Source organism: Legionella birminghamensis, assembly GCF_900452515.1.
Taxonomy (GTDB): domain Bacteria; phylum Pseudomonadota; class Gammaproteobacteria; order Legionellales; family Legionellaceae; genus Legionella_C; species Legionella_C birminghamensis.
Genome location: NZ_UGNW01000001.1, coordinates 3331911 through 3356703 on the forward strand (window position 1 = coordinate 3331911; position 24793 = coordinate 3356703).

The window sequence follows — 24793 nt, forward strand, 5'->3', positions numbered from 1 at the left end:
TATGAAATGCTTTAGGCCTCCTGCTGCCCCAGGTAGCACACCACATCTCAACTGCAATCTCCTATCCTAAACTTGATTTTGGTTCAGCCAGGATAAGTCATTACCTATATGTTTTATAATAGACCAACAATTGTTAATTCGCGATGATTAATTTTAAAACGCAGCTTTCGGTCTTCAATCGCGGAAATTTTCAAATTGCAATTCCAAAGGCATTTTTTCCTTTTTGAGTAAAGCAATCACCTCCTGCAAATCGTCGCGCTTTTTGCCGGTGACCCGTAGTTTATCACCCTGGATAGAGGTTTGTACTTTTAGCTTGGCATCTTTAATTATTCCGACAATCTTCTTAGCGTCAGGTTGATCAATCCCCTGCTTGAATTTCATGTTCAGGGAGAAGGTTTTTCCGCTATGAACTGGTTTATCTTCCATCTCTACGCCGATCAAACTGATGCCGCGTTTGGTGCAATGGTTGCGGAATAAATCTTCCAGCTGTCTAACCTGGAAATCTGATTCCGATTTAAGCGTAACTGTTAACTCTTTTAACTCCACACTGGACTCAACGCCGCGAAAATCAAAGCGTGTTCCCATTTCGCGGATGGCGTTATCAACAGCGTGCCGCAGCTCAACCAGATTGATTTCTGAGACGATATCAAAAGAAGGCATAAATGTTCTCACATTAAGAAATGATCAATTGTAGCATTTGTGTAAAAACTGTTACATATTTTCTTAATAATGCCTTAATATTCGCACTTTATAATTGGTCGGTCTAACAGAGCAGGAGTAGTAATGTCTATTGCAAAAATTGTTGAGCAAGCAATCGCCCATATGAAGAATGAGTTAAAACGTTTGCATCGCGTGAATGCAACGGCTTATACCAAAAATCTAAAAATTGCCAACGAAGAAGCGTATCAACAAGCTGAAAATGAGCGGATCAAGAGGCTGCAAGAGGCTGTTGATCATATGTTCGCTAAAACCATTAGCCAAGCCTACGAAGAAGCTGTGAACACGGTCGAAGAAAGCAAAGAGAGCATTAATAAAAAAGTCTATCAGCGATTCGCCCTGTTTTTACATCCTGACAGAATGGATAATGAATTCAATGAGTTACTCAAGAGCGATTATGGGCTTGATCCCAAAATGGCCTTTCAACAGTTAGATGCAGCCAATAAAGGAACGAGGACATTAGGTAAATTATTTGATGGCGGTAATGTTATGGATAACATCGTGGAGTGGATTAAATTCCTTATGTCCGCGACACATTATTTCCTGTTTGCTGATGAACGATATCCACAGCCGCTTCGATTTATTGCGAAACTACTCAATGAGACAATTTCTGTTTTTATCATCGTCACAGGCATCGCAGCCTTGGTAGCATTAGGTTTTACCTATTTGATGGTCGAAAGTTATTCAATGATTGAACGTTTTATTTTCAATCTTTTTACCGGCGATGAATACGATAAAGCCATACTAGAAGACTTAAATGACGCGATCCATCGCGCTAAAAATGATCCAGAACAAATCGCCCTGGCCAAAGCAAATGTCATTGTAAACCACAGGATGAGGCTTTTAATACAAGGCATCGACCTAGGTAATGGTACAGACGAGCAGATCTTTGATCGTTTAGTAGAGGCTGTCGCAAGAGAAAGAAGTATGCTGACTCCTGAAAAGACGCCAAGCGAAGAACAATTGCAAGATGCAAGGGTTTATTTAGAAGTGCAAATTAAACAAGAGGCGATTGAGGAAGCTAAACAAAATGTTTCTCAGCATCCAATCCTTTTTGGTCATCTCAAAAGAACAGGACAGGCTTTGATTCGGAACATCTTTGGACCTTTCACAGGTGGATGGTTTAGCAGCACCCTGTCCTTTTTGATTTATCGGCCTTTCCTTATCGTGGCAAGCCCATTTTTCCTTGGACTGGCAGCAGCCGTTGAAACAGCCCGCTTACTAAATATTCTTGCCGTTGGCGCGCTTCCTATTTTGGCAATCGCCGCCAAAGTTGCCTCTACATTGGTAATCAATGGACCTATCTTCCTGATCGATGCCCTGGCAGCAGCAGGCCGCGGATTGAAAAACCTGTTCTGTGGTCCCAAAAATGAAAAGAGCCAGGAATTCGACTATTCTCAATACGAAGCAAATGACTTCAAATTCGTACCCGAGAATCAAAATGGTGGTCCGCAAGCGGCAGTCAGAGGCCTTGGCGTAAATGCTGATAAAGGTGCTGCAGAAACTAGCCATTCTCATGGCTCCAGACAAGAAGCCCATCATTCCAGAATGTTTGGCAAACAGCATCGCGTCGAGGAAGCAATCGAATTCGGCGATGAAGAAAAAGCATCCTGTTGTTTTGGCGGTTAATTAATCTTCACTTGATAAAGCCCCTTTACAGGGGCTTTTTTATTACTCTCGAATTAGAGCGATTGTTTTGATAATTCCGCACATTTTTCTTCAGCATCTTTCTTACATTGCTCAATACAATCAGCAGGGCTTCCGCGCATACATACTGAATCCTGGCAATCGCGTACGGTTTCCTGAATACAGATATCCATATCAAATTCCTCATCAGACGCATAAGCGAGTAATGATAGACAGTTTAAGGATAAACAAAGACACATGGGAATGAGTTTCATTGTAGTTCTCTTCGTGGTTATCCCTTTTTAATAGTAGACGATTTTGGATTAGGAAGAGATATTTGTAGACTGGGCTGTAAAGCCCAGCATGCTTACCAAAAGAAAGTTTATTTGTTGGGCTTTACAGCCCAACCTACTGTTAATTTATTGGTAATCCCAGAGGACGTCAGATTTGTCGCGTATTGCTGATTTGAGCATATTCACTAGCGGGAAGGCACGATTTGAAAGGCTTACTGGCTTTTCTTCGTCCTCATTTTCACAACCTTCTCTGGAGGGCGTTTGCCGGTTTTTTTCCAGAGCCAGCTGCAAACGGGCTAAGGCATCAGGGATCAGATCATCAGTGAGTGCACCGGGAATTTCACCAGAATGGCCCATCATGGTTAATAGTTGTCTGGCGACCTTTTCGAACATGACAATGTTTTCATAGGCATCGCTACTGAATTTAACTAACACAGAAGTCTCCTTTGCGATTAAATTGGCCCTTAGGGAATGCCCTATTAACTCATTTTTCTACCGATAATGCTATAGTGAAATAAGGACTGTGAAATATTCACTTTACTGAATATTGAATCAGGAGCATGTGGAATGAAGGGAATCTCAATATGCAATGAGCAGTTATGTGACGGGGTTTAAATCAGTAGAATCGCACTGGCCTAAAGGGCATGTCTGGGATTTTGATACCCGGCATGTGCTTTCGACCCATGCGATACATCACAATGCACCGGAAATCCTTTTAACCCCCGGTTCACATCATAAAACCGGACAAGAAATAAATACTGGCAAACATTACAGGGAACTGGAAAAGTTCCTGCTCGACTGTTATCCTCAGGCGGAACAGGTTTATCGCTGGTCGGCCCAACATTACCAGGCAGCTGACGCTATCCCCCTTCCCCAAAAGAAATTCATCCAGGGGAAGGAAAGTAGTTGAAATTGAGCGTGAAAAATTTGCTGTATCGCGTGATGCAAGTCATCAGCTTCATGTCGGGTCCGCAGTTTGTCCACATATGAAATGCATTGTAAACTGGAACCATAGCGAACAGACCTGGGATTTGCCGCTGCCATGGCAGCCGTTTTAGCCCGGACGGCCGCATTCTGGAAGGTCGGCGACACAGGATCTGACGGTAAACCCTAATTTTAAAGATGAATAAGGAATTAAGATGCGTATTTTATTGGTACTTCTCTTTTGTCTCACCGCTCTCGGAGGAGCCTACCTCGCAAGTTATGTGTTTGCCAACAAAGAAACCCCGAAAGGAGTCGCGCTAGCGCATGGTTCTTTAGGAGCCCTGAGTATTTTATTTTTCATTGTTATGGCTTTTTTTTACTCATTACCGCTAACCGCTTTGTTCATTTTTGTTCTCGCGGCATTGGGAGGGATTTATATTTTTCTTCGTGATATTCAGGGAGTCGCACCCTCGAAGTTAATGGTGCTTGGCCATGGCGGCCTGGCTTTGTGCGGCGTATTGATACTCATTGTGTGGATAGTGAAACAATGACCTATGCCAGAAATTAAAGGAAAAAAGATTAGCTGGTCTGCTTTGTTTGCAGCTGCCATTGGCGGGGTAGGCTTGAATTTTTTGCTTAATCTTCTGGCTTTAGCTTTCGGCATTAGCAGCTTTTCGGTTGAGGAAAATACCCATACCCGTTTTCTCATTAGCGGCTATCTGCTTTTCTGCCTGTCTGCTTTTATAGCCATGTTTTTTACCGGCTGGCTGGGAGGCAAACTCTCCTCAGGACAATTACTGCCGCGGGCCTGGGGAATAATCTACGGTTTTCTGGCCTGGTGCCTGCTGCTATTATTCACCATCATTTTAATTACCAATATGATTCAATATACTGCTTTTCATGCTAATTTTACCTCGAATCTAACAGGCATCCACATCAGCGCTGATTCACCGATGATGACGGAAACGGTTTCGGAAAAAGAAGGGAAGCCAGCAATACCTGACAGCGAAAAAGCTCAGAAGATAGTCCGTCTGAACATTTATCAAACTTTTTTTCTGTTCCTGATTGGCGCATTGGCCAGTTGCATAGGCGGATATATAGGGTATAGACCTGGTCACTCAGGAGGCATGTATGAAAACCGCTGAGTGTATCATTGACCGAATTGTCAACGGCGAGGAAAAAGCCTGGATCGTGTATGAGAACGAGCTATTTATAGCCTTTCTGGATCATCATCCCCTTTTTCCTGGGCATGTTTTGCTTTCGCCTAAGGCACATATTGCCAATTTTGATGAATTGCCCGCCTCTCTGTCAGGGCCATTGTTTACTCTATGCCAGCGGCTGAGCAAAGCGGTTATTGACGCAATGCAGGCAACAGGCAGCTTTATTGCCACTAATAATAAAGTCAGCCAGAGTATCCCTCACCTGCATGTTCATATTGTGCCGCGGAATAAAGGGGATGGTTTGAAAGGTTTTTTCTGGCCGAGAAGCCGATACCGGGATGATGAACATTTGCTTGAAACGCAGCAGAAAATTATTGAAAGTTTGGCTGCGAATCAATAAGACTGTAGTGCTGATGAGCACCCCGTTTTGCAAACCTAGTATCCACACAAATGTATCTGAAATAAAGCTATCGAATCCCCGGGCTGAATCGCTCACAGACTCGCAAAGACGGTTGCAGCAGCGTATAATGAGTCTTTTCCCAACGGTTAAATACGCTTTGTTCCAATTTAAAACCTTCCTCTCATTGATCAGCCAGGCCTGGAAATCCTATGAGGCTTGCCGTAAAACACTTTGGTGGCCATTTGCTTTTCTGTTACTCACACCCCTTGCTGCATTGATTCTTGCTTTTATTGTTCCCGGATTTATCGCCAAAATGGGATTCATTTCTGATCATTTTATGGATAGCAAAATTTATCTGTTTTTGCTGCTGCTCTTGTTTTTCGCGGTAGGCGGCAGGTTTGTGCATGCCTGTAATTGGGTATCCCGGAAGCATATTGAAAAAGAGACTATTGATGAGAACACCGGCTTTGTCCGTTTCGGAATAGCCTGGCAAGCGACCCTGCTTGTCGCATTATGCTCCCTGCTAACCAGCATAGGTTTTGCCCTTTCCTCTCTTTTAGGGATTGCGCTCTGGTTTGTTTTTCTATTGGCCGCGAATGCGGTCACTGAGCCGGCTGCTTCTTTTAAATCTTTCTGGAATAGCCATTTAAATTTATACAAAAATCATTATGGAAAAATCATTGCAATGGGCTTGACCCGTATTCTGGTTTTAATTGTATTTTTAAGTCCTCTAATCATTTTCAGTTTCACCCTGCATGCGTCCCCCACTCTGCGTTTCCTGACGGGCTTGGTTGCATTCCCCCTGATGGTTTATTTACTAATTCGCCTTATTCCTTTTTATATCTTTCTCCCCAGTTACTTCTACAATAACCTGCTAAGGTCTTAATCGAATTCCGTCATGGAATTCGATTCTAAGCTTTGCGCATTCTTAACTCACAGTTTCCAAAATTAAAACTATACTTAGGTTGTGTGGAAAAAACTTTAATAAAAAGGATTCATTATGAAGATACAAGTGCATAGTTTTTCTAAAGTTTTAGGCCCTATCGCCTTTGCTGCTCTCCTGATGTTGGGTGTCGGCTATTTTTCAAACGCTGAAGCAGCACAGGGATGCGGGTTTGGAAATCATATGAATTACTGGGGAAGATGTGTACCCAATGCACCCGGCCCATGGGCAAGACCAGCGCCTGGCAGACCTGATTGCTGGATTAATGATCATGGGAATTTGCGCTGTTACCGGTAAACCTTAATAGACGTGCTATTCAAATGAGGAAGAATTAGTGGGCTTACCACCGGCCTGTTATGTACAGGTGGAAGTCGGGTTACAAGCTTTAGGCGTCTTCATACAATGAAGCATGCACACCGCTTGCAAGAGCTAACCTCCTGGGTAAAAATTTGAGCGGTGTAAGCCCAACTAATTCTTTGTACTACATTAGCGCAATTATTGATCTTTTACAAGATCCTGTGGTTCAAAAAAAGGCATCACAGGGGAGACGGCTGCGCTTGTTTCCTACCCTCCAGACGCTCTAAGGGATTGTTGGTGGTTATACCATTGGCAAAATCAGCGATCCGGGTGTAGGTAGCAGCATCCCATTGGCCGTATGATCGGACATGATTAGCGAGCTGCTCAATAACAACGTCCCTATTGGCCTGATTAAAGCTGCGATACACATAATCTCTCAATGATTGGCCGCCTGCCTTGCTGGTTAACAGCGCGTGCAATGCGGTTGCCTTGTCTTTTTCGCTCACTTTCTCGCTTTCAAAGATCTGCTGATAAAATTGCGCACGCTGTTGTCCTAATTTTCCATGGTATCGAATACTAAAAAATCCATTGTGCACAAGCTGCAGGCCAGAATGGGATTTATAGTCAATAATGTAAGCCTTGATTCCCTGCAATACGCGTTGATATACATCATCAATATTCTGCTGATTGATATGCAAGACAGCCGCATCATACTTCTTCATTTTTTCAATGTAGCTGGCAGCAAGCTTCTGCATATCATAACCAGGTTTCGCTTTATAATTGCTGTCATCATAGGACTCAGTCATACCTTCATCTGAAACCTTGTACTCCACCTGTCCTTTTAAAGATAAGCGCCCTTCATCGATGATTTTTTGGCGATGGGGAATAACCAGTTCCGGAATGATGTGTTCCACCATTACTTGGGGCTCGACACGTCTGGCGATAGGTAAGCGGGCGGGATGGAATTTATCGCGGGTACGCATGACTTCAAGGCTATCAGCCATATTAATCAGTTGCCTTATATAATCATAAGCCAAACCATATTCCCCCATGAAACGGGCTTGATTGTCTTTATAACGGACTGCATCACCAAAAATCCTGGCCAGTTTCTTTATCCGCTCAGAGGAAGGTTTGACCTGAAAATCTGCCCAATACACTGAATTAAAATAGTGTTCACAATTATCGCCGCTTTGTTTATCCCAAAGATCAACCCCATCCCCTAAACGGCCAGTGTCATGAAAAAGGGTAGCAATTTCTACCATTTCCAGAAACTGCTCTTTGGTTATTTCAAACGCTTTACAGAAATCCGCTATTGCGCTGTCATAACTAAAAACATGGGTCGAATAAGCCTTATCAATCGCCGGAATTGCTTCCATTGCAGCCAGGGCATGAGGCAAACCATGCGACAGGCGAATATCAAACTCATAGTTTTCCGCTTTATCCTGAATTGCCCACCCTTCTCTTTTAAATCGAATTTTAGTAAGAGGAAGAAGTGAGAACGGGATCTGCAGCTTATTGAGGTTGACTACCCGCATCGGATGGGAATAATAATGGAAATTAGCGTAATTAACGGCTTTTTTGATATTTGACATAGGATACTCTTACAGCAAAAATGAGTTTATTTTATCCTATTTGAGCACTAACAAACAATAGTGTGATTGATAAAATCAACCGATATACTCGGGTACTTCACTATTCGTTTCCCCTTCCAGAGAGGGGAAATAGCATCCTCGTCGGCGTAAAAGCACTGTTGGCCATCACGAAGTACAAAAGTTGCTCCATCCGCACCGCTTAATTTTCTTGCCGCCCTGCGCACGATAAACATAATGGTTTCAAGATCTTTTGCCAAAGAAATTTTTTGCAAAACGTCCAGTATGAGTTCTAATTGGGTTGAAGAAAACGATCCTTCACGGGCAAAAGCATCAGTTGAAGCCTTCTCGCATGAACCTAAGATAAGCTTTGCCATCGCATAACTATCCTTAACAAATGTAATGTTAAGTATATAACAAGTATACCAATACGGCTTCCTGAATCTTACCCGGATTAGGTTACCCGGTTTTCACTTTTGCAAATCAGGAGGACATACTTATGGAAGCACTGCTGCTTGTTTGACTATTGGTTTTCTCGTCGAACTTGCCCGAGACTAATAGCTTAGGATTATCAAAGCCCCTCGTTATTATTTTTTTGCAGGTTTGTCCAAGGGAAGAATTTATTTTTTCTGAATTAGACGAGCTTGCTTTTCGCGACTTATCAACAATTTCGAGACTACTTTTGACTGTATTGGGAATTTCATGACTTAATTCGTCAAGGGTATATTTTCCGCTAACCTGAATCATTTCCCATTGCTCTTCATCAGCGCACAGCGGGGTTATAATTTCACGGCGATTTTGTCCATGCACTGGCAAGCAAGCAATTTCAAGTTTGGTCTTATCCAACTCTTCAGCTAAAGCGGGTAACTGTTTGTGGGAAATTGGCAAATATGTATTTGCGTTTAAGAAAAATTTAGACTTTAGAAAATTTTTTACCGGATCCACCTGTACCTTCTTACTACCAAAAAAACCATGTTTCTGTTTTTGGATGGAGAATATTTTTTGAAACTGAATCACTTGGGGATAAGATAAAAATACTAAACTTTTAACTTCTTTCCCTGGCTTATTCTGATCGGCCTTATCCTTCGTTGACTGCTCCCTGGCTGGCTCTTCTTTATCCAAATCTTCCTTGCATTGCCAAACCATGATTGTTTCATTACCCAAGCCCTTCTTCGTAGGATCGACGGTTGGTATTGTGCCCTTGACATAGTACACAACGCCTGCAGTTAAGGCCTCCATATATTGGCAATGATTAGCGGAATCATGTTTTTTAATCCGGAAGGGAACCGGTTGAGGCTCTGTCATACCTACTTCGCCCTTCGGCAGGACACAAGCGAGGTAAACGTTCTTTTTCGGATGAGCTTTTTTAGACCCCTCCTCGGGTTTAATCTCGTCTTCAATATCTGAGACAAGCAATTTTTTATAATTGATTAAAATAGCATTTCTTAACAGCCACTCGAGGCAGACGCTACGGGCAAAAACCATATTTCCTCTTCCAAAATCAACAAGAAAGAGACCATTATACACAAATTAGGCAAAAATTACCCAGGAAATAGAAATTTTAGTACTTCTCTGCTATTTTTGACTTTTGCTGCCCTGTGCAACTAATGCGTTTACACGGTTTACAAAATTGGAGCCAGGATCGGTCTTCAAGCGCTCATAGTCAGGGTCTTTTTCCAGCCACAGCGGCGTGTTTTTATAGCGCAGGTATTCATGGTGGCCAATTACATCCTTTATCCCCGGGTATTTATTTTTTAAATAGCAAACCAAAAAAGCATTGGCTTCAACCTGCTTTTCCGTCAAATCATCTTTGCCGTCAATGCCGCCCACATTTTCAATGCCAATGGCATAATGGTTCAAACCAATTACATGCCTGGCCATCCAGTTTTCCGGCATCAACTGATAGATACTGCCGTCGCGATCAACCAGGTAATGGCTTGATACATTCAAATCATCCGGAATTTCCTGCCGGCGCGGTGAGTTAGCCGGTAACATTTCAGGGTTAAAAACGCGTAAGGCGAGCTCCAAAGTAGGCAGACAGGTCCAGTGCAGGATAATCATTTTAGGTTCGATCTCAATGGAAGAAGAGTCAATTCCATAGTGTGTCGACTGATAAAGCCGGCTAAGTTCAATTCGTTTTTTAGTAAATTCTATTGGTTTTTGGTGAATATTCTTCGAATCATAACAGGAAAACGCCTGTAGTTTGGCGGCGAAAAGAAAAAGAAAAAAACGAATCAATTTCATACAATATTGACAGTTATTGGAAAGCACTATTGTTGCAGATTTCCATTAAACAATACAGGTCAAAAAATCCTTAATAATTGGTTAAGGAAAAGTGCTTACAATACCACCAGTTTCCAATCATGAGGCTGGTTTATGTATTCAGAGCAATATCCCAAGTTACAGCAAGCGTTTCCATTTGATAATTTTGAAGTAATTGTCGAAGCGATTGAAAAGCATTTTCCCAGTTTATTTAATTTGGATATTATTGAAAACGAACTAAAAAATGGCCAGCGTAATGGCAGTTACATTCAATTTTTTTCCGAGCTTGTCAATCAATTACGCGCTACTGAGCATAATGACCTCTATACGGTCAGCCAGATCGCCAATCAGATATACACAATCCTCCACAATGATTTTGCGCTGAGAAACCGTTTTTTAAGTCAGCTTATTTTTGTTCCGCCACAGGATCAGACTCCTTCAAATCAGATGGGCTTTCAGGAGAAAGTTGCAACCGGCAGTTTACAAGTAGGCGAAGCAGTCACGTATCTGGATATGTTACGTATTACATACTTTTTGCAAAGACTGCATGAGCGGCATACAGGCAGCTCAAGGTCAAGCACACAGGATACTGATATAGCGGTATTGAATCTCGCCAGTGTGCAGAAAAACGATATGCAGAAGTTTATGCAAAATAGCCGCGCAATTGTCATCAATCTCAATCTGGATTTAAAAGGAACTCCCAAATGGGGGGTCATCAATCTCCAGGATCATAAGAACCCAAGAGTCTATTGTGAAACGCCTCTGCTGCAAAGTGAACGCCGCGCCCTGGAAGAGCGGATTGGATTGTTCACCGATGTTAGCCCTGGAAAAGCCGACAGCCTTGAATCCACTGGCTATAGTGCCATCGCCTGGCTTGATCAAAACATAACCCATGGCTGGAATTTTGATACCGATGCCGATTTTAATGTCATTTTTGGTGATTACGCGCTTACCATTTTCCGTGCGGACGCCGGCGGAGTTCATTTTAGATCTGTCAACAACGAATATCAGCAATATTTTACCCCTGAACTACGAGCCACTATTGATGCCCGTTATGGCCGACAGGGCCGGGATCCGGCTGCAGGCAGTCAGTTATGGGGCAATTTCAGCTTATTTCGCATGGCCGGTTTTGCAACGCTTGATCAAATTGAAGGCGAAGCTATTCCCTATAATAACCTCGCCAGGGTGATTGAAGTTGTCGGCAGAAGACGATTAACCGACAATCAATTTGAGCACTATTCAAATCTTGGTTTTCGTTCAAAAGTCCCGCGATTCGCCCATACATTAGGCAAATATGGTTCCCCAACTCTTCTGACAGGCGATGAAGACCAGGCTAGACTGACTGTGCCGGAAATGATTGATTGCGATCGGCTGGAAGATGTGCATCGGGCAGCTTGCAGTGATACCCACACCGACCCTCTTCTTTTCCGTTTTTTAAAACGTAATCCCGCGGCATCAAGGCCACATGAAGCAGACTTGGCCACCGCCATGGTGCTTACCCTGTTTCGTGCACGCGCCAAAAAACCGCTGCTTAATATTCATTTACCCGCCAAATTTCAACTGGATGCCCAGGAAAAACAGCAGATTGTCAGCATGATGCAGGACAATGCTTTTGTAACCGAGTTAGTGGTGAATGATAACCATTCGCTGAAAGAATTAAAAAAAGAATTGCTTCCAGTTCTCGCAAGAAACCGCTGGTTGAAAGAGAATGGCTATTTACCGCCCATGTTTGATTTCTACTGGAAGCGGGCAGCGAAGTACTGGCTTTACCATCTTAATGAACATGCCGACCTGCTAAAGCCAAAGCAGCAACATGAATTCTTTAAACGCTGTGTAGAAGAAATGGGCCTTAAAGGATTGCAGGCCGTATTGGATTATCTGGGCGACCCGCAATTGCTCCAGCATTTAATTGGTGTTTACGGCAAAAACCGGCCTGCTTTTTATCTTGCCTGCCAGCCCGATGAGATGAATGACTATCTGGAATTGCTGTTAAATCATCTACGGCATGGCCATGCTTTCCCATTTAGTGAGTTGGGTGCCGCTTTCCAACCGCAATATAACCAGAAATACCTGGAACTGATCACTTATGTAAATAGCCAGACCGATTTTAACCGTATTCAATTGACTGATTGCCTGCGCCATCAAGATGAATTTGGCGGATTTTTGAAGCAATTGGCCATTCAAGCCAATCAGGAAGGATGGACAGGGCTGATTGTCATCCCTGAATTGGAAGAAAAAGAGAACACAGGCGAAGAATATCGCGAGCTGCGATTACTTTACCGCCAACTCAATAATGTCATTTTAACGAATCGCCACAAGAAACAGGGTATTGCGCTCTCTCAGCAAATCAAGGACAGTAGTGAGTTCGAAGACTTTGCTACTAAATCCAGCAAAAACAAGAACCACAAAAAGCCTGCGGTGCATGACATCCATCTGAGGTTACCAGAATCCGACATAGGCCCCTGGCCCCTGACACGCGGAGGTGCTGTCCAGCTACAATTGCAGCAGCAACAGGAAATTCAGCAAAACCGGCAAATCCAGCAGAAACAACAGAAGATGTTAAATATGCTGCTGGAAAGACCCATTAGCAGCGAACTGGTTACTTATGACAATATCGACCGTGTGTTAGGCGACTACTATCGAAAATTCAAAGAAGAAAACCACTGTGATCCTAAGAAGTTTGCAAGCCTTTGGCAATCAGACACTGAGACGGAATTACAAGGCTTTTTTCATACCTGGATCAACGCTATGCCCAAAGTTGCCGGGCGTGAGGTGATTGCTTCGATGACCCAGGAAGCAGCCAAGATGATGCTTCATCATCACACGCGTGTTTCTTCTGGCTTTAACTTATCCAATCCAGCTAAAGGCTTCTACGCACAGCGTTCTAAAGATGGGCAGCTTATTCTTGGTTACAGCCCGGAAATCGGATACGTCAGCGGTGTCAGCACGCCATTGACACCCATCCTGTATGTCAGCACACCTGAAGCTGAGTTATGGGAAGGGGATTTCCGCCAATTCAATGTCGAGGCTTATCTTAAGGCATCAGCTCCCGCACTTAAAAGCGCAGTGGATTTTCAAAGCCTGATATTATTTGAAGCCATGCAACCCCCAAAAGCGTATCATGAAGCCTGGGAAGAATTTAAAAAAGAGAATCCGAAGGCTGCGAAGCTGATTGGCAAAAAACATGAAAAGCGGGTGGTTGATCATTGGCTGGTATTCTTACAAGCCTGGCAATATCAGGGTGTTGATGGAGTTCAGCAATTTCTCAATTTAAAAGAAACTGATTTTCTCCTGCACCTTCCAAGCGCTTGCAAGATCCTGTTTCGCGGCCAGTCCGAACAATTGATTGAATGGACGTTAAACTGGGCAAGGCGCGGTAAGACGGATGATGCAACCCTGCGCGCTATTGGCCAAGTGTATTATCGCTATGGTGAGCAGGCGGTTGGTTTGCTGTTGAGCAAGTTCCGACAAATTGAAAATCGCTTAGGCACTGAATTTTTTGACAAATTTACTGGAATTGTTTTAAACCGAAGTAACAATTTCTGCTGCTTTTTTAATGTGGCCTTTTTCCAGTCAATGGATACCATGATCAACCATTTATCCAAAGACAAGACAGGCGCAAACAGCGAAATCTGGCTCAGTTTTTGCGACAAGCATTTAAGCCATGTGCCCTGGGAAGATCCGACTACTCTCTGGGAGGCCTTTGATGAGTTTATTCAGCGCCTGAATGATATGGGCCTGACATTGTCGGGACATGAATTTAACCGCCTGCCGCCGCAGAACATGATTGTTGCTTTGGATAGGATTCTTGCCAGTCTGCAGAGCTTACCCAATCAGAATGAGAAAACACGATTCCTGACGTCCTTGTACAAACTGGACTTGACCCATGGCGGCGTCCATTATGCAATTCAGCAGGAGAATTTTAAATATTTCGATGATGAATTATACTTACACCAGTTTAAAAAAGGCGATCCGACCTACGGTCCTGATTTGGCCAAACTGTATACCTGGCCAGAAGCAAGCCTGAAAATACAGCGTATTTTAGCCTCCTGCCCGCAATTCACTTATGAAGACTATGGTTTTTTATGCCGGCAACTGGCCAATGAAAATTTAAGTTCACGCGATCAACTGATATGGCTTCTTTATACCCAATTTGACTCCCGCCAAATTCAGGATATCTTAGGGCAACTGCAAGGCCTGCCAAGGGAAATGGTTTCGGCGGTCGCTCAATATTTACATAAGGCAGCATTTAAATACGGCCATCAGCTCCTGGAAATATCCCTTACGGCCCTAACAGAATTTGCTGCTGAACTTACACAGCCTCGCTTCCAGTATTTGATGGCGCAATATCCTGAAGGAAACTTGCTGGAATCATTAAGTATTCTGGCTAACAGCAAGCAGCAGGCACATTTTGACGACATGCTTGCCCTGTTCGAATCGAAACCCCTTAAAAAAGAAGATTATCCTGATTTTCTATACCGCGAAGCTTTCAAACTCGCGACTTTGTTCGGTGCCTTTTCTGCTGAGCATTTCAAGCAGTTCATAGATGCTACGAGCGGATTGAAACTAGCGGTGCAGCATGAGCTTTCCCTGTTGATAAAACATCTTTTATCTGTGGATTACCAGGCCAATAATGCAGCATTGCAGAATCCCCAAAACTGGCAGCAACTACTGGAATGCATTCAGAAGATGAACCAGAAACCCGGTGAACGAACGCAGCTGCGCAACCAGTTCATCAGCAGTTTGGCGGATCAGGGCATTGCTTTTAAATACTCAAAATCGGGCAAATTCAGGCATATTACTGACAATGAATGCCCCTCGCTCAGCCTGTTTATTGATCATGAGTACCGCCTAAAAGAGTTTCTTAAAAAACGTATTGTGGTATTGCGGGAAGGTGAAGCCGTCTCCGAACAGCTGAAGCCTATATTGGCATTTTTTACCCGTCTGCAGCTCAATCGTACCTATCTGAATGAGATCGAGCCTTTATTGGCTATCCTTGAGAAAACGACAGCAGGTGTATGGAGCGCCAGCTACTTCAGCCAGATGCTTGATGTTTTAAAACCCGAAAAAGATCAGGATGCATTTCCCCTGGATATGCTGCAGGTTATTTTGTCGAATGAAATTCTAGGGGCGCAATCAATTGACAGCGTTGAGGAAGCCTTCCCTTCTGAGTTAGTTGTTCCTTTGAAAGCAATCTTGCGCAACACCATTTTCACGCGTCCACAGCAAGCCCTGCTATGCCAACTGGCGATTAAAGAATACCAGTTTAGTCGTACAACCCTGCTACTGAATGATGCCTTGAATCTGCTTTCTCCTGAAAACAGAGCTGAAAGCCGCGGCTACGCCTTGCAAATTCTGCTGGCAAGCCGCAACACCTCTGAACTCAATAAACGTTTTCAACAATTAAGCCAGCTGTTAAACCACCATACTGGTTCAATGACGGTTTCAGGTACCTGGAGCAAAACCACGGCTCTCTGGCTCAAAGCGATGACAGCCGACCCTCATGAAGAAGATTTGTTTAAGCAGGTGATGTCCAGTGTTGCTGATGCCCAGGAAGAGAAACGCGCCATGCTCCTGCACATTATCGCCTGGAGTAGCTTACGTCCTGGCTTAAGGAACAAAGAAACCTATGAATTTGAATTAAGGCAAAGGGCTCCCAAACTGATAGCCCGCCTGGCTTCCTTATCCTCTGAACAATTAGCCGCATTATCGGCCTGCTATCCGCGCCAACCCTCACCTGGGGCAGATGATTTGATTCGCTTACTGAAAAAACCAGATTTATATGAAGCCCTGGAGCAATTCCTGAAACATCCGCATCCTGAGACCCGCGCGGATTTTCAGCAGGTCGCCAAAACCCGTCAACCCGATTTGCAACGTATGTTTGTTGAAACGCGGGTAACTGACGGTAAACTCACCCGTCCACTTAGCGGGACTGAAATTGGCCGCTTAAGCCTTATGTTTGCTGAACTGAAACAGCTGGAGTCAGGCGAAATCTGCGTTGAAGGAACCAATAAACCCATTCATGAAATGAGCCAGCCTGAATTAGCGCAGTCATTTCAATGCCTTGCGAAACGGCTTCGTGAAGGTAAAAATGATTCTCTGCAAGTTCAGATGTGGGCCGTTCTGTTTGAAGCGCTGGGCCGAACCACGCGTAAATACCCGCATTTGGCGCAGCAATTTGCCTTACTGGCCAATGATATTGCTGTAGATTCCAAATCACGGGTATTGAAATTGGCAACGGGTGAAGGAAAAAGCCATTTTGTGGCCATGCGTGCTGCCTATCATGCGGCCCAGGGTAAAGCTGTTGATGTATTTACCGCTAAACGCAGCCTGGCAGAGCGCGATCTGAAAGACTACAGCGATTTCTTTTCCTATTTACATCTGTCGGCAAGCAATATTACGCCAAAATCAAGCCGTGAAAACTATGTGAATAGCCAAATCCATTATCTCACCCTCGGTGATTTATCCCTGTTTCTTGATGAACAAAGCTATCAGGGCAAGCCGATTCCTCTGGATAAAAACAAACGGGTCGGACTCGGTGACGAAATTGATTTTACGCTCTTTGATGAAGGACGAAAAACCGAATACAACTATGCCCGCCCCACTGGCCGTACGCCCAAACAGATGATCTGGTTCTACCAGGCTGTTAATGAATTTTACCGGCTTCAGCATCAGCATTTACTTATCGATAAAATTTCGAACCAGGATCTGCGTTTATTCCTGGACTTCATGGTTGAAAAAGCCAATGGGGACGAAGACAAGGAAGCCTTCCTCGGCGAGTTGGCCAGAGACGGCCTGCAACTGGTGCGCTGGCTGCAATCCGCCCATGAAGCGCATACACTTGAACGCGGTATCGGCTTCACCGTACGCGAGGAAAACATTCAGGTGGGGGATGCCTCCTATCTGATGAAAGAAATCATTCCGCTCTCCACTGATAACCAGAAAATGCCTGGCTCAACCTTTAGTGCCGGCGTTCACCAGTTACTTGCTGTCAGGCTCAACACCGAAGCAAAAGCTCGCAATGAAGCGCAAAATTATCATGTCCACGCTGAAAGTAATATTATCAGTTCGCAGATTGCTGGCCGGCATTTGCATCAGCTGTGGGGAGAGTGGGAAGGATTCTCCGGAACAGTCTCCAATTCACAGGCCCAGGATCTCTATCACAGTCATGGCACAACTGTTCTCCATGTGTGTACCAACCAGCATGACTTACGCAACTGGCATGAGCCCAAATTTTACACCAGTGACGAAAAACGCATGCAGGGAATGGTTTATCAACTGCGAAAATGCATGACCGCCAAACAATCCATCCTGTTTTCCTGTAAAAGTGATCAGCAGGTTCTGCTGCTGAAACAGAAGCTTAGCCGAGTACTGAGCGAAGCAGAAATGGCTAATATTATATTCTATACCAATGAAGACAATGAAAGCAGCAGAGCAGTACTTCAAAGAAAACAGAAGAAGGAAAATTGGCAGGACGGCAAAAAGCAACAGGGGATTGCCCTGGTCGCCTCAGGATTCGGCCGCGGAGACAATGTCGGCGTTGAAGCAGTCTTCCTCTATGATGCAGGCGATATTAACGATCTGAAGCAGAAAGGCGGACGTACAGCCCGTAATGGGGAAGAAGGCGAGGTTTTTCAATTTTATGTGGAAAGCGAAGTACAGGCTGAAGAGAAAGTGCTGCAATCCCTGATTGCAAAAACTCCGGGCGTTCCAGAGGATGCACTGGAACGTGCACTCAGAGAAACGGAAGGACGCAATACTAATGAAAAGGCCTATTACCGCGTTATGTTTTTGCGAGAATATTTATTCACGCTGCAAAACATTGCCAATCAAGGATACCGTGCAGGTATAGCGCAATTCTCCAACTGGGCAATGAGGCTGGTCAGTACCTTCACTGAACCTGCACAAGCCTCTGAGCTGACTCATCACTTAACTCAATCAATGATTGAACTGGACAAACACTGGTTAAGCATCACCAGCCGGGAGCTATCGCCGGGTGATAAAATACGGATGATTGAAGAGAAAATCCGCGAACGAGCCTTGAGTCTGCATGTGATTTACCTGCAAATGAAAAAAGACCACTCCATAGCCGATTTCAAACTGGAAGCTTATCCGGCTGTTAACTTGTTGATTGAACCGGAGGTTAAGCAAGAAGGGACATTTGAGGCAGCCTGCATGGCGCAACTGGGCGCTATTCTGGCCGTATTACCCATTGCTGAAAAAGACCGGGAGCTATCGGCAGAAATTCCCGCGCAACTCAACGCCCTGGCCAGGCATAGGGAAGAGTTAGTTGATTTTACGCGACAGGCTGCCCAATTCCAGTCAGTACGGGAATTTATGGATCAATTGGCTATCCGCCTGATTCAGATTGCCCAGCCTTCAAAATCCTTCAAACAAACAAGCAAAGAAATCACTGAAAAACCAGCTGTCCACAGTTTATTCGATGATTTGCCAGCCGACATTCGCGCCACCTATCTGGCATCAATGAATTGCCTGATGCCTGCCCTCCAGGATGGTATTGAGGAATGGTTGTATAGCACAAGCCTGGTTAGAGCAAGGGATAAGGTGGAAGCAATCCTTCCCTTGATTGCCTATCTGGCCCGATTTACCCGTACCGAACAAAGCAACTGGGGACAGGATTATATCGCCGGGATTGATAGCCTGCTTCATAGTGCCAGAGAGACTTTGCCCGCCAGGCTTAGCGGCGTGGCCATGAGTTATGACACAAATGCAATCCTGTGGCGATTGGCAACGCAATGTCCAGGCCAGGAAACAAGCATACTGGCTAATCTGCAGAAATCCTTAAAAAATGCGTCCACACAAAGGATACGCGCACTTGTTCTTTGCGAACGCCTGTTAATCTCTCTTTCAGAGAAAGAGAAAACATCGTTTCTCAATAATTTTGCCATCCTAATGACCACATTTGGCGATCAACAACACTGGAACAGCTTTCAAAACCTGCTGAAGAAAACAGAGCGCTGGTGGAATGTTGCCGATGGAAAATATCGTCAGGATATTCAGCTGCTATGGCAGCAAATGGCCGCATACCCCGCATTATCGCAAATTCAACCACTCATCGATGGCTGTCTTACTGCCCAGGATAACGATTGGATACAAAGCTTGCTGAGCCTGACCCAAATGCCTGCCAGTTTCCTTTCCTTGCTAAAACTGGAGCAGTGGAACAATCTGCAAGCGCTGTGGTCCCAGTACCATTTCTCTGCAGAGGAAAGGGGTCAATGCTTGCAGTATTTATCAGCATTATTTAAAGACTGGCGGAAATTACCCGATTTTAGCGCACAAGTGGATGCTTTTCTTGAAAACTATGGGCAGTATCTCAGGCAATATCAGGAAGAGGATCCAGGACAGCTCATAGTTGCTAACCGCTGGTATTTGTCGCTGATTCAGCAAGTACCGGAGGCAAGAGCAGCTTTAGACGGCATAGTGAGACAGGAAAATAGACTGCTCTCATTACAAACCCTGAGGCATGAGCTGAATCTCAACTCCTTTGATGGAAAGTGGACGAGCAACTTGTTTAACACCGCATTACAACTCAATCCCGCTTCAGACAGTTTCTCGCTCTGGTGCAGCGGCCTGAATACCTTTGTCCAGCTTTTAAAATCAACAGCACAACTGAGCCAGCAGGAAAAAGCAGGTTTTAATCAGCGTCTTGCAGCACTTCCTGCAGATAAACTGACCCTGTTACTGGCAGTGTTTGAAAAGCATCCGCATCAACTGGAAGCCAATCCCCGAGTGATTCACTCGTTGTTGGAATATGCCGAAACTGCCGCGATTACCGCCAACCGGCTGCTTAATTTGACCTGTTTGCTGCTGCAGACGGCAGGCACCCGGATCAAAACACCAGCGGACTTAAACCATTTAATGATGGGTGTCGATCGATTCAGAAATGCTTCCTACAGTGATGACGCCGCATTGTATGCAATGAGTTTGATGGAAGGTGACAATGCGCTGTCTGCTAGAGAAGTATTGTTTAATGATCTGGCGGATTATCTCGCAAAACACGTTCAAGATGGCCAGCGCCAGCCGGTTAATGCAATGATTAAATGGTTCTATGATCACGCCAAAACGTCTCATGGCAATCCGGAACTGATGAAACAAGCGCTCAAAGAATCGTCCCAGTTCCATTTTAACAATGGCTCCAAAACAGCGCAGAATCATCGAGTTATATTGATGCATCTTTTGAATCACCAGGCCTTCGTCACAGGACAGCAAAAGCTGCCAGCGCTGGATAATCATTCTTTCCAATGGACAGCAAAGGACAATCTGGGCTTGTTAAAACAGGGATTTGATTGTTACATCGCTGAAACTAAACGCTTATTGGCTGCTAAACCCCGCGCAGGCCTTTCTTTGCAACGCGACCTGAATGTTACACAGCAGAGGGGCTTACTTGGTCTTGCCGAGGAGTTGAGTGTTATTGGTCAAGCTCATCTGGATTTAAGCCGCTTGCATCAGCAAAAGGACAGCAGGGACAATCTACAGTCCTTGCAAAATAATCTGCATAAACTAGTGTCTAATTACCATGGCGCCTGGTTTAAATCGAAGGGAAGGAAGGATCAAATTCAGAACTTGACAGAACAATTACGCAATCAGTTTGAGGGCGCGGCTCATGGCCCACAAAGCCGTTATGAAGCGGTATTGGAAATTATTCGACAAACCCGAATTGACGCGATGGAAGCGGATTTTCGGGAGAATGCGCAAAGGAGACAAAAGCTGAACCGTAGTGGTCATAGCCGGTTATTCTCGACCTTGAACCAGATGGAAGATGAAATAGTGCGTCACTGGGTCCAGGATATGAGTGCCATTCAACGATTTCAGAATTATCAGGAACGATGCCAGCGCGATGTCATTGATTTGTCCAGACAACTTTGGGATGCCTTGAATCTGCATTATCAATCCGCATATCTGCCTCCTGAAGACGAGCGTAATAAGCAGTTGATGTATCGCATTGGCAACTGGTTTAGTGCGAGGGAAAAACAGGCCTGTGCTGACTTGCGAGCACATCTCTATACCTTTGTGAACCAGCATGATGCAGAAGGCCTGGAAGCCGGTCGATTGCAAAACACAATCGCGCTTTTAAAACAGCATCGCCCGCTTCTGCCTGGGCATCTTAAAACCCTGGTGGATGAAGTACTGATGCGCTCTGACTCCCTACTCGGCCATTTGTACGCCAAAGCAGAGCAACCACTGGAGGCAAGAACTGTCCTCGAGTAAGCTAGGTTGGGCTGTAAAGCCCAACAATGGTTGCTGGGCTTTACAGCCCAGCTACAAGGCTGCTGCTTATTTATCCTCCCATGCCCGGACCTGTCGCTTTAATATGCTCTTCCTTGTCAGTCATGCCGTCAGTCTTAATCATTTTTAAAGTATCACGCATCTCTTCAATACGCTTTGCAGAACTCTTACTCGACTCGAAAGGTGAAATGCCGGATAAAGCATCGCTAAGGACTTGCTTAAACTTGATGATGGCATCCCAAAATCTCCCTCTTGATTGCGAGAGATGTTTAGTATTGCTGGGACTCATCGCCTCATTGCCGATTTCAATGAACTGCTTTGCACTGATTGGGTTTGCAGTATTTAAAAAGTCTTCCTTGCCATTTACTAATTTAGTACAGATTGATAGCGCCTCATTGGCTGCTTCATTATGACCCTGCTTAAACAAAAGCTGCGCCTTACTGGCAATTGACTGCAGGCGCTTATCAAAATTGAACTGCGACAGCATGGCCTCGCGTTTCGCCCGTTCGGCCGGGCTTAATCCCGGCGGAGCAGATTTTACAGGCTCAACAATCGGCACCTCTTCTGGTTCCTCTGCGATACTTGGCTCTCCCATCGCTACACTATCGGCATTGAATTCTGGTTGAGATACGGCTTGAACCTCTTCAGCGGCAATTGATAGTGATTCGGCTGCAGGTAATTCACTGACAGACTCTAAGGCTTCCGTTTGCAACTCCTCTGGCTGGGCCACCTCAACTTCAACGGGTACTGCAGCAGCCTGAACCTCTTCTGCAGGCGGTGCAGATGCGGCTGCTTCCAGCGCAGCTACGCGTAAACTTTCGGCCTCTTGCAATTCCAATAGTTTATTATCCAATAACTCATCCAAAGAGGAAATGAAGTTGTCCGCTTGTTGCAGGTCGCTTTTTTTAGCTGAAACCTCCTCGATAACCTGTTTTTTTTCAGCCTCAGCCTGTTTCACTCCCTGCTGATCAACCTCTCCCCGTTTCACACCCATTGCCTGCAGTTTGGTTTGTACTTCAAGGGCCTTTCTCTCTTCAGCCTGGCGTTGTTTTTCCTCCAGTTCCCTGGCTCTTTCCACAATCATTTGGGCATCCGCCAGCTTCCGCGCCTCCTCAAGCTTGCGATCGACTTCATCCTCCTGATGCTTAAGCATCTTACCGACTTCCAGTAACTTGCTCTCTCGTTGCGGCTCAAAACTAATAAACTTTTCGACAGCCAGCTTTATCTTGCCATCATCTCTGTTTTTTCTTAGCGCATGCATATCAAATGTGTCCACTTGCTCGTCTTCGTCAGCCATCGCTCTTCGTCTGTTGAGCAGAGTTCGCGCCAGAATATTGTCCGTGCTTTTGGGTAATTGCCTTATTTCAGTTTGGAGACTACCCTTCAATTGAGTAAATCCCTCCTCCCCCAATATATCCACCACTTGCTGCTGATTGGCTTCAAAATCGACGTCGCTGAGATCTTCCGAACCAACTTTTAGCACTAAATCAATCAGTTGATCAACAACATAGGCCTTTACTGCATTTGCCTCCTGCCTCTTTAATGCCTCTTTTGCCTTTCGTTGAATGTCAGCTACATCAAAAGCCGCCGGTGCTGCGGCAGGCGGCTCTTTTTTAGCAGATGCATCAGCTGACGCTGTGCTGGCCGCCTGTTCTTTTTCCTTAACAGAAGGTTCTTTTTTAATACCCGGTGGCGGGGGTGGCGGGGGTGCAGGCGGCGCTTTATTGACTACAGGTGCTACACCTCCCGGTGATTCGACTTCTGCAACTTTAGCTTTCTGCCTAAGTCCCATTGGCGGAGGCGGAGGGGCTGTTGGAGGTGGGGGTGGCGGCGGCGGAGCGGCTTTTTTGGCATCCGCAAGCTCTACATCAGGCTGTACTACTGCTTTGGCTATTTCCGCAGCCTTTTCCTCAGCTGCTTTTAATTTCTCAGCCTCCTCAGCCTTTCTTTTCTCATCCAACTGACTTAGCACTGTTCCTACTTTTACTTTTACATCTTTTAGCTTCTCTTCCATGCCCTGTTTTTTTTGCAATATCTGTTCAAGCAATACAGTCTGGCCTTCGAGTGCCTGCTCATACTCTCCTTTGCTGGCTTCTGCGGTTTTTAATTTGGCTGACATTTCCTCCACCTGTTTCATCAGACGTTCAATATCAGCTTGCTTTGTTTTGATACTGGACTCATAGCGCTGGATCTTTGCCTCCCGCTCTTGCGCCAGCTGCTCGCTGCTTTTCTCAACCGGCCCTTCTTTTGATTGGGTTTTCAAGACGACGCCAGACTTTAATTTTTCCAGCATTTCAGCACGCGGATCGGTACTTGGCTTTGCCGGCTCTTTCGCTTTCGCCACTGCTGCGGTCTGCGGCTTGGGTGACGCTTTTTTCATCATGGGGGGCGGCGGTGCCTTGGGTGGCGCAGGAGGAGCCGGCGGGGCAGGAGGAGCGCTGGGTATAGCTGCCGCAGGTTCACTCGGGGAAACTGTAGAAAGTTCTGAAGCGGCTGATTTGATCTCACTGGTTTTATTAGTTACTTTATTGAGCTCACCACGTAACTCTTTTTGCAAAGCGGCAATTTCTCTAAGCGTTTTTTCGATTTCCGCTTTATGGCGATTAACATCTTCCTTAGGTCTCTCCATAGCCGAAATATTTTCCCGCAGCCTCCTAACTTCGGCTTGCAGAACACTTGCCTGCTCAGTTAACGCCTGCTGTTTTTTCTCTAAATCTCGAATTGTGCTATCAACTTTTCCGAACATAGTATCACCTGCATAAACAAAACGCGCAATGGCTTCTTATTAATCATAGCTGATTAATTTAAGTGCAGTGTGAAAGAATGGGCCCCGCGGTCAAAGCCGCGGGGATTCGTGTGCGGTGTCGCGGGGATTCTGCGTAGGCGGTGTCGCGGGGTGTTCGATGCAGTGGGGTGGGGTTGGTCAGCCGCGGGAAGCTGCATTCGAATCCCCGCGGCTTGACCGCGGGGCCTATAAATGGTGGGCAGAAAATACACTTTAATGAAAATGAAGCCGGTAATGGCGCAGATTGATTATCGTAAGTTTGACATCCCGGTGAGATGGTCTAATTTTAAATGGTGAGTTGTTTTCATACTCAATGAACCATTTATTCTAACTATGATAAATAACAAGGAGAGTTTATTATGGCTACTCAAAATCAAGGCGGTGGACGAGGTTCTAACCTGACTCAGGCTGATCGTAAAAAAGGTGGTGAACACTCCCATGGCGGCCAAGGCAAAAGCTCTTTGAAGTCTGGTAAAGGCAGCAAAGGCGGCAGTTCCAAGAGCAAATAACTCCAGCCAGCTGGAAATTGTTATATAAAAAACCCCGGAAA

The 24793-nt window shown here is 45.1% G+C and carries 18 protein-coding genes and 1 other RNA gene; 10 read left to right on the forward strand and 9 right to left on the reverse strand.

Going from position 1 to position 24793, the window contains the following annotated elements:
* Nucleotides 1-174: 174 nt before the first annotated feature.
* The gene (locus DYH42_RS14225) at nt 175-660 is read right to left on the reverse strand and encodes a YajQ family cyclic di-GMP-binding protein (RefSeq protein WP_058522561.1); all 486 of its coding nucleotides are present in this window, start codon (nt 658-660) and stop codon (nt 175-177) included.
* Between the two features lie 123 nt (nt 661-783).
* Between DYH42_RS14225 and DYH42_RS14230 the strand changes: the two genes are divergently transcribed.
* Nucleotides 784-2346: a hypothetical protein gene (locus DYH42_RS14230; protein ID WP_058522562.1), complete on the forward strand. Its 1563-nt coding sequence runs from the start codon at nt 784-786 to the stop codon at nt 2344-2346.
* A gap of 53 nt (nt 2347-2399) precedes the next feature.
* Here DYH42_RS14230 and DYH42_RS16470 read toward each other — a convergent pair whose 3' ends face one another.
* Complete coding sequence (locus DYH42_RS16470; protein ID WP_131793013.1) at nt 2400-2618, reverse strand: hypothetical protein; 219 nt, start codon at nt 2616-2618, stop codon at nt 2400-2402.
* Between the two features lie 144 nt (nt 2619-2762).
* A complete protein-coding gene (locus DYH42_RS14235; RefSeq protein WP_058522563.1) occupies nt 2763-3071 on the reverse strand; it encodes a DUF1840 domain-containing protein in 309 nt (102 codons plus the stop codon).
* A gap of 154 nt (nt 3072-3225) precedes the next feature.
* On the opposite strand from DYH42_RS14235, the gene DYH42_RS16820 reads away from it, so the two are divergent.
* From DYH42_RS16820 to DYH42_RS14265, 7 genes are all read left to right on the forward strand, one after another.
* Nucleotides 3226-3546 carry a hypothetical protein gene (locus DYH42_RS16820; protein WP_058522564.1) on the forward strand — a complete coding sequence of 107 codons (321 nt, stop codon included), beginning with the start codon at nt 3226-3228 and terminating at the stop codon, nt 3544-3546.
* A 1-nt stretch (nt 3547) separates the two neighbouring features.
* On the forward strand, nt 3548-3694 hold the full coding sequence (locus tag DYH42_RS16925; protein ID WP_420324117.1) for a Rieske (2Fe-2S) protein: 147 nt from the start codon (nt 3548-3550) through the stop codon (nt 3692-3694).
* An 81-nt stretch (nt 3695-3775) separates the two neighbouring features.
* On the forward strand, nt 3776-4111 hold the full coding sequence (locus tag DYH42_RS14245; protein WP_058522565.1) for a hypothetical protein: 336 nt from the start codon (nt 3776-3778) through the stop codon (nt 4109-4111).
* A 3-nt stretch (nt 4112-4114) separates the two neighbouring features.
* The gene (locus DYH42_RS14250) at nt 4115-4705 is read left to right on the forward strand and encodes a hypothetical protein (RefSeq protein WP_058522566.1); all 591 of its coding nucleotides are present in this window, start codon (nt 4115-4117) and stop codon (nt 4703-4705) included.
* Nucleotides 4692-5120 carry an HIT family protein gene (locus tag DYH42_RS14255; RefSeq protein WP_058522567.1) on the forward strand — a complete coding sequence of 143 codons (429 nt, stop codon included), beginning with the start codon at nt 4692-4694 and terminating at the stop codon, nt 5118-5120. The genes DYH42_RS14250 and DYH42_RS14255 overlap by 14 nt, the downstream gene beginning before the upstream one ends.
* A 127-nt stretch (nt 5121-5247) precedes the next feature.
* A complete protein-coding gene (locus DYH42_RS14260) occupies nt 5248-6006 on the forward strand; it encodes a hypothetical protein (RefSeq protein WP_058522568.1) in 759 nt (252 codons plus the stop codon).
* Nucleotides 6007-6120: 114 nt separating this feature from the next.
* Nucleotides 6121-6360 carry a GCG_CRPN prefix-to-repeats domain-containing protein gene (locus DYH42_RS14265; protein WP_058522569.1) on the forward strand — a complete coding sequence of 80 codons (240 nt, stop codon included), beginning with the start codon at nt 6121-6123 and terminating at the stop codon, nt 6358-6360.
* A 27-nt stretch (nt 6361-6387) separates the two neighbouring features.
* Here the strand turns inward: DYH42_RS14265 and ssrS are convergent.
* The 5 genes from ssrS to DYH42_RS14290 all read right to left on the reverse strand — a co-directional run bounded on the left by ssrS (nt 6388) and on the right by DYH42_RS14290 (nt 10193).
* A non-coding RNA gene (ssrS, locus tag DYH42_RS14270) (6S RNA) lies at nt 6388-6541 on the reverse strand.
* A 58-nt stretch (nt 6542-6599) separates the two neighbouring features.
* Nucleotides 6600-7952: a hypothetical protein gene (locus DYH42_RS14275; protein WP_058522570.1), complete on the reverse strand. Its 1353-nt coding sequence runs from the start codon at nt 7950-7952 to the stop codon at nt 6600-6602.
* 47 nt (nt 7953-7999) lie between these two features.
* Nucleotides 8000-8326: a hypothetical protein gene (locus DYH42_RS16825; protein ID WP_058522571.1), complete on the reverse strand. Its 327-nt coding sequence runs from the start codon at nt 8324-8326 to the stop codon at nt 8000-8002.
* A gap of 106 nt (nt 8327-8432) precedes the next feature.
* Nucleotides 8433-9434 carry a hypothetical protein gene (locus DYH42_RS14285; protein WP_058522572.1) on the reverse strand — a complete coding sequence of 334 codons (1002 nt, stop codon included), beginning with the start codon at nt 9432-9434 and terminating at the stop codon, nt 8433-8435.
* Between the two features lie 90 nt (nt 9435-9524).
* The gene (locus DYH42_RS14290; RefSeq protein WP_058522573.1) at nt 9525-10193 is read right to left on the reverse strand and encodes an N-acetylmuramoyl-L-alanine amidase; all 669 of its coding nucleotides are present in this window, start codon (nt 10191-10193) and stop codon (nt 9525-9527) included.
* Between the two features lie 132 nt (nt 10194-10325).
* Here DYH42_RS14290 and DYH42_RS14295 point away from each other — a divergent pair, with 132 nt between their 5' ends.
* On the forward strand, nt 10326-21440 hold the full coding sequence (locus tag DYH42_RS14295; RefSeq protein WP_058522574.1) for a hypothetical protein: 11115 nt from the start codon (nt 10326-10328) through the stop codon (nt 21438-21440).
* A 70-nt stretch (nt 21441-21510) separates the two neighbouring features.
* On the opposite strand, the gene DYH42_RS14300 is transcribed toward DYH42_RS14295, so the two are convergent.
* Nucleotides 21511-24204 carry a hypothetical protein gene (locus DYH42_RS14300; RefSeq protein ID WP_058522575.1) on the reverse strand — a complete coding sequence of 898 codons (2694 nt, stop codon included), beginning with the start codon at nt 24202-24204 and terminating at the stop codon, nt 21511-21513.
* 398 nt (nt 24205-24602) lie between these two features.
* On the opposite strand from DYH42_RS14300, the gene DYH42_RS16655 reads away from it, so the two are divergent.
* Nucleotides 24603-24752: a hypothetical protein gene (locus DYH42_RS16655; protein ID WP_157062380.1), complete on the forward strand. Its 150-nt coding sequence runs from the start codon at nt 24603-24605 to the stop codon at nt 24750-24752.
* The last annotated feature ends 41 nt before the right edge of the window (nt 24753-24793 follow it).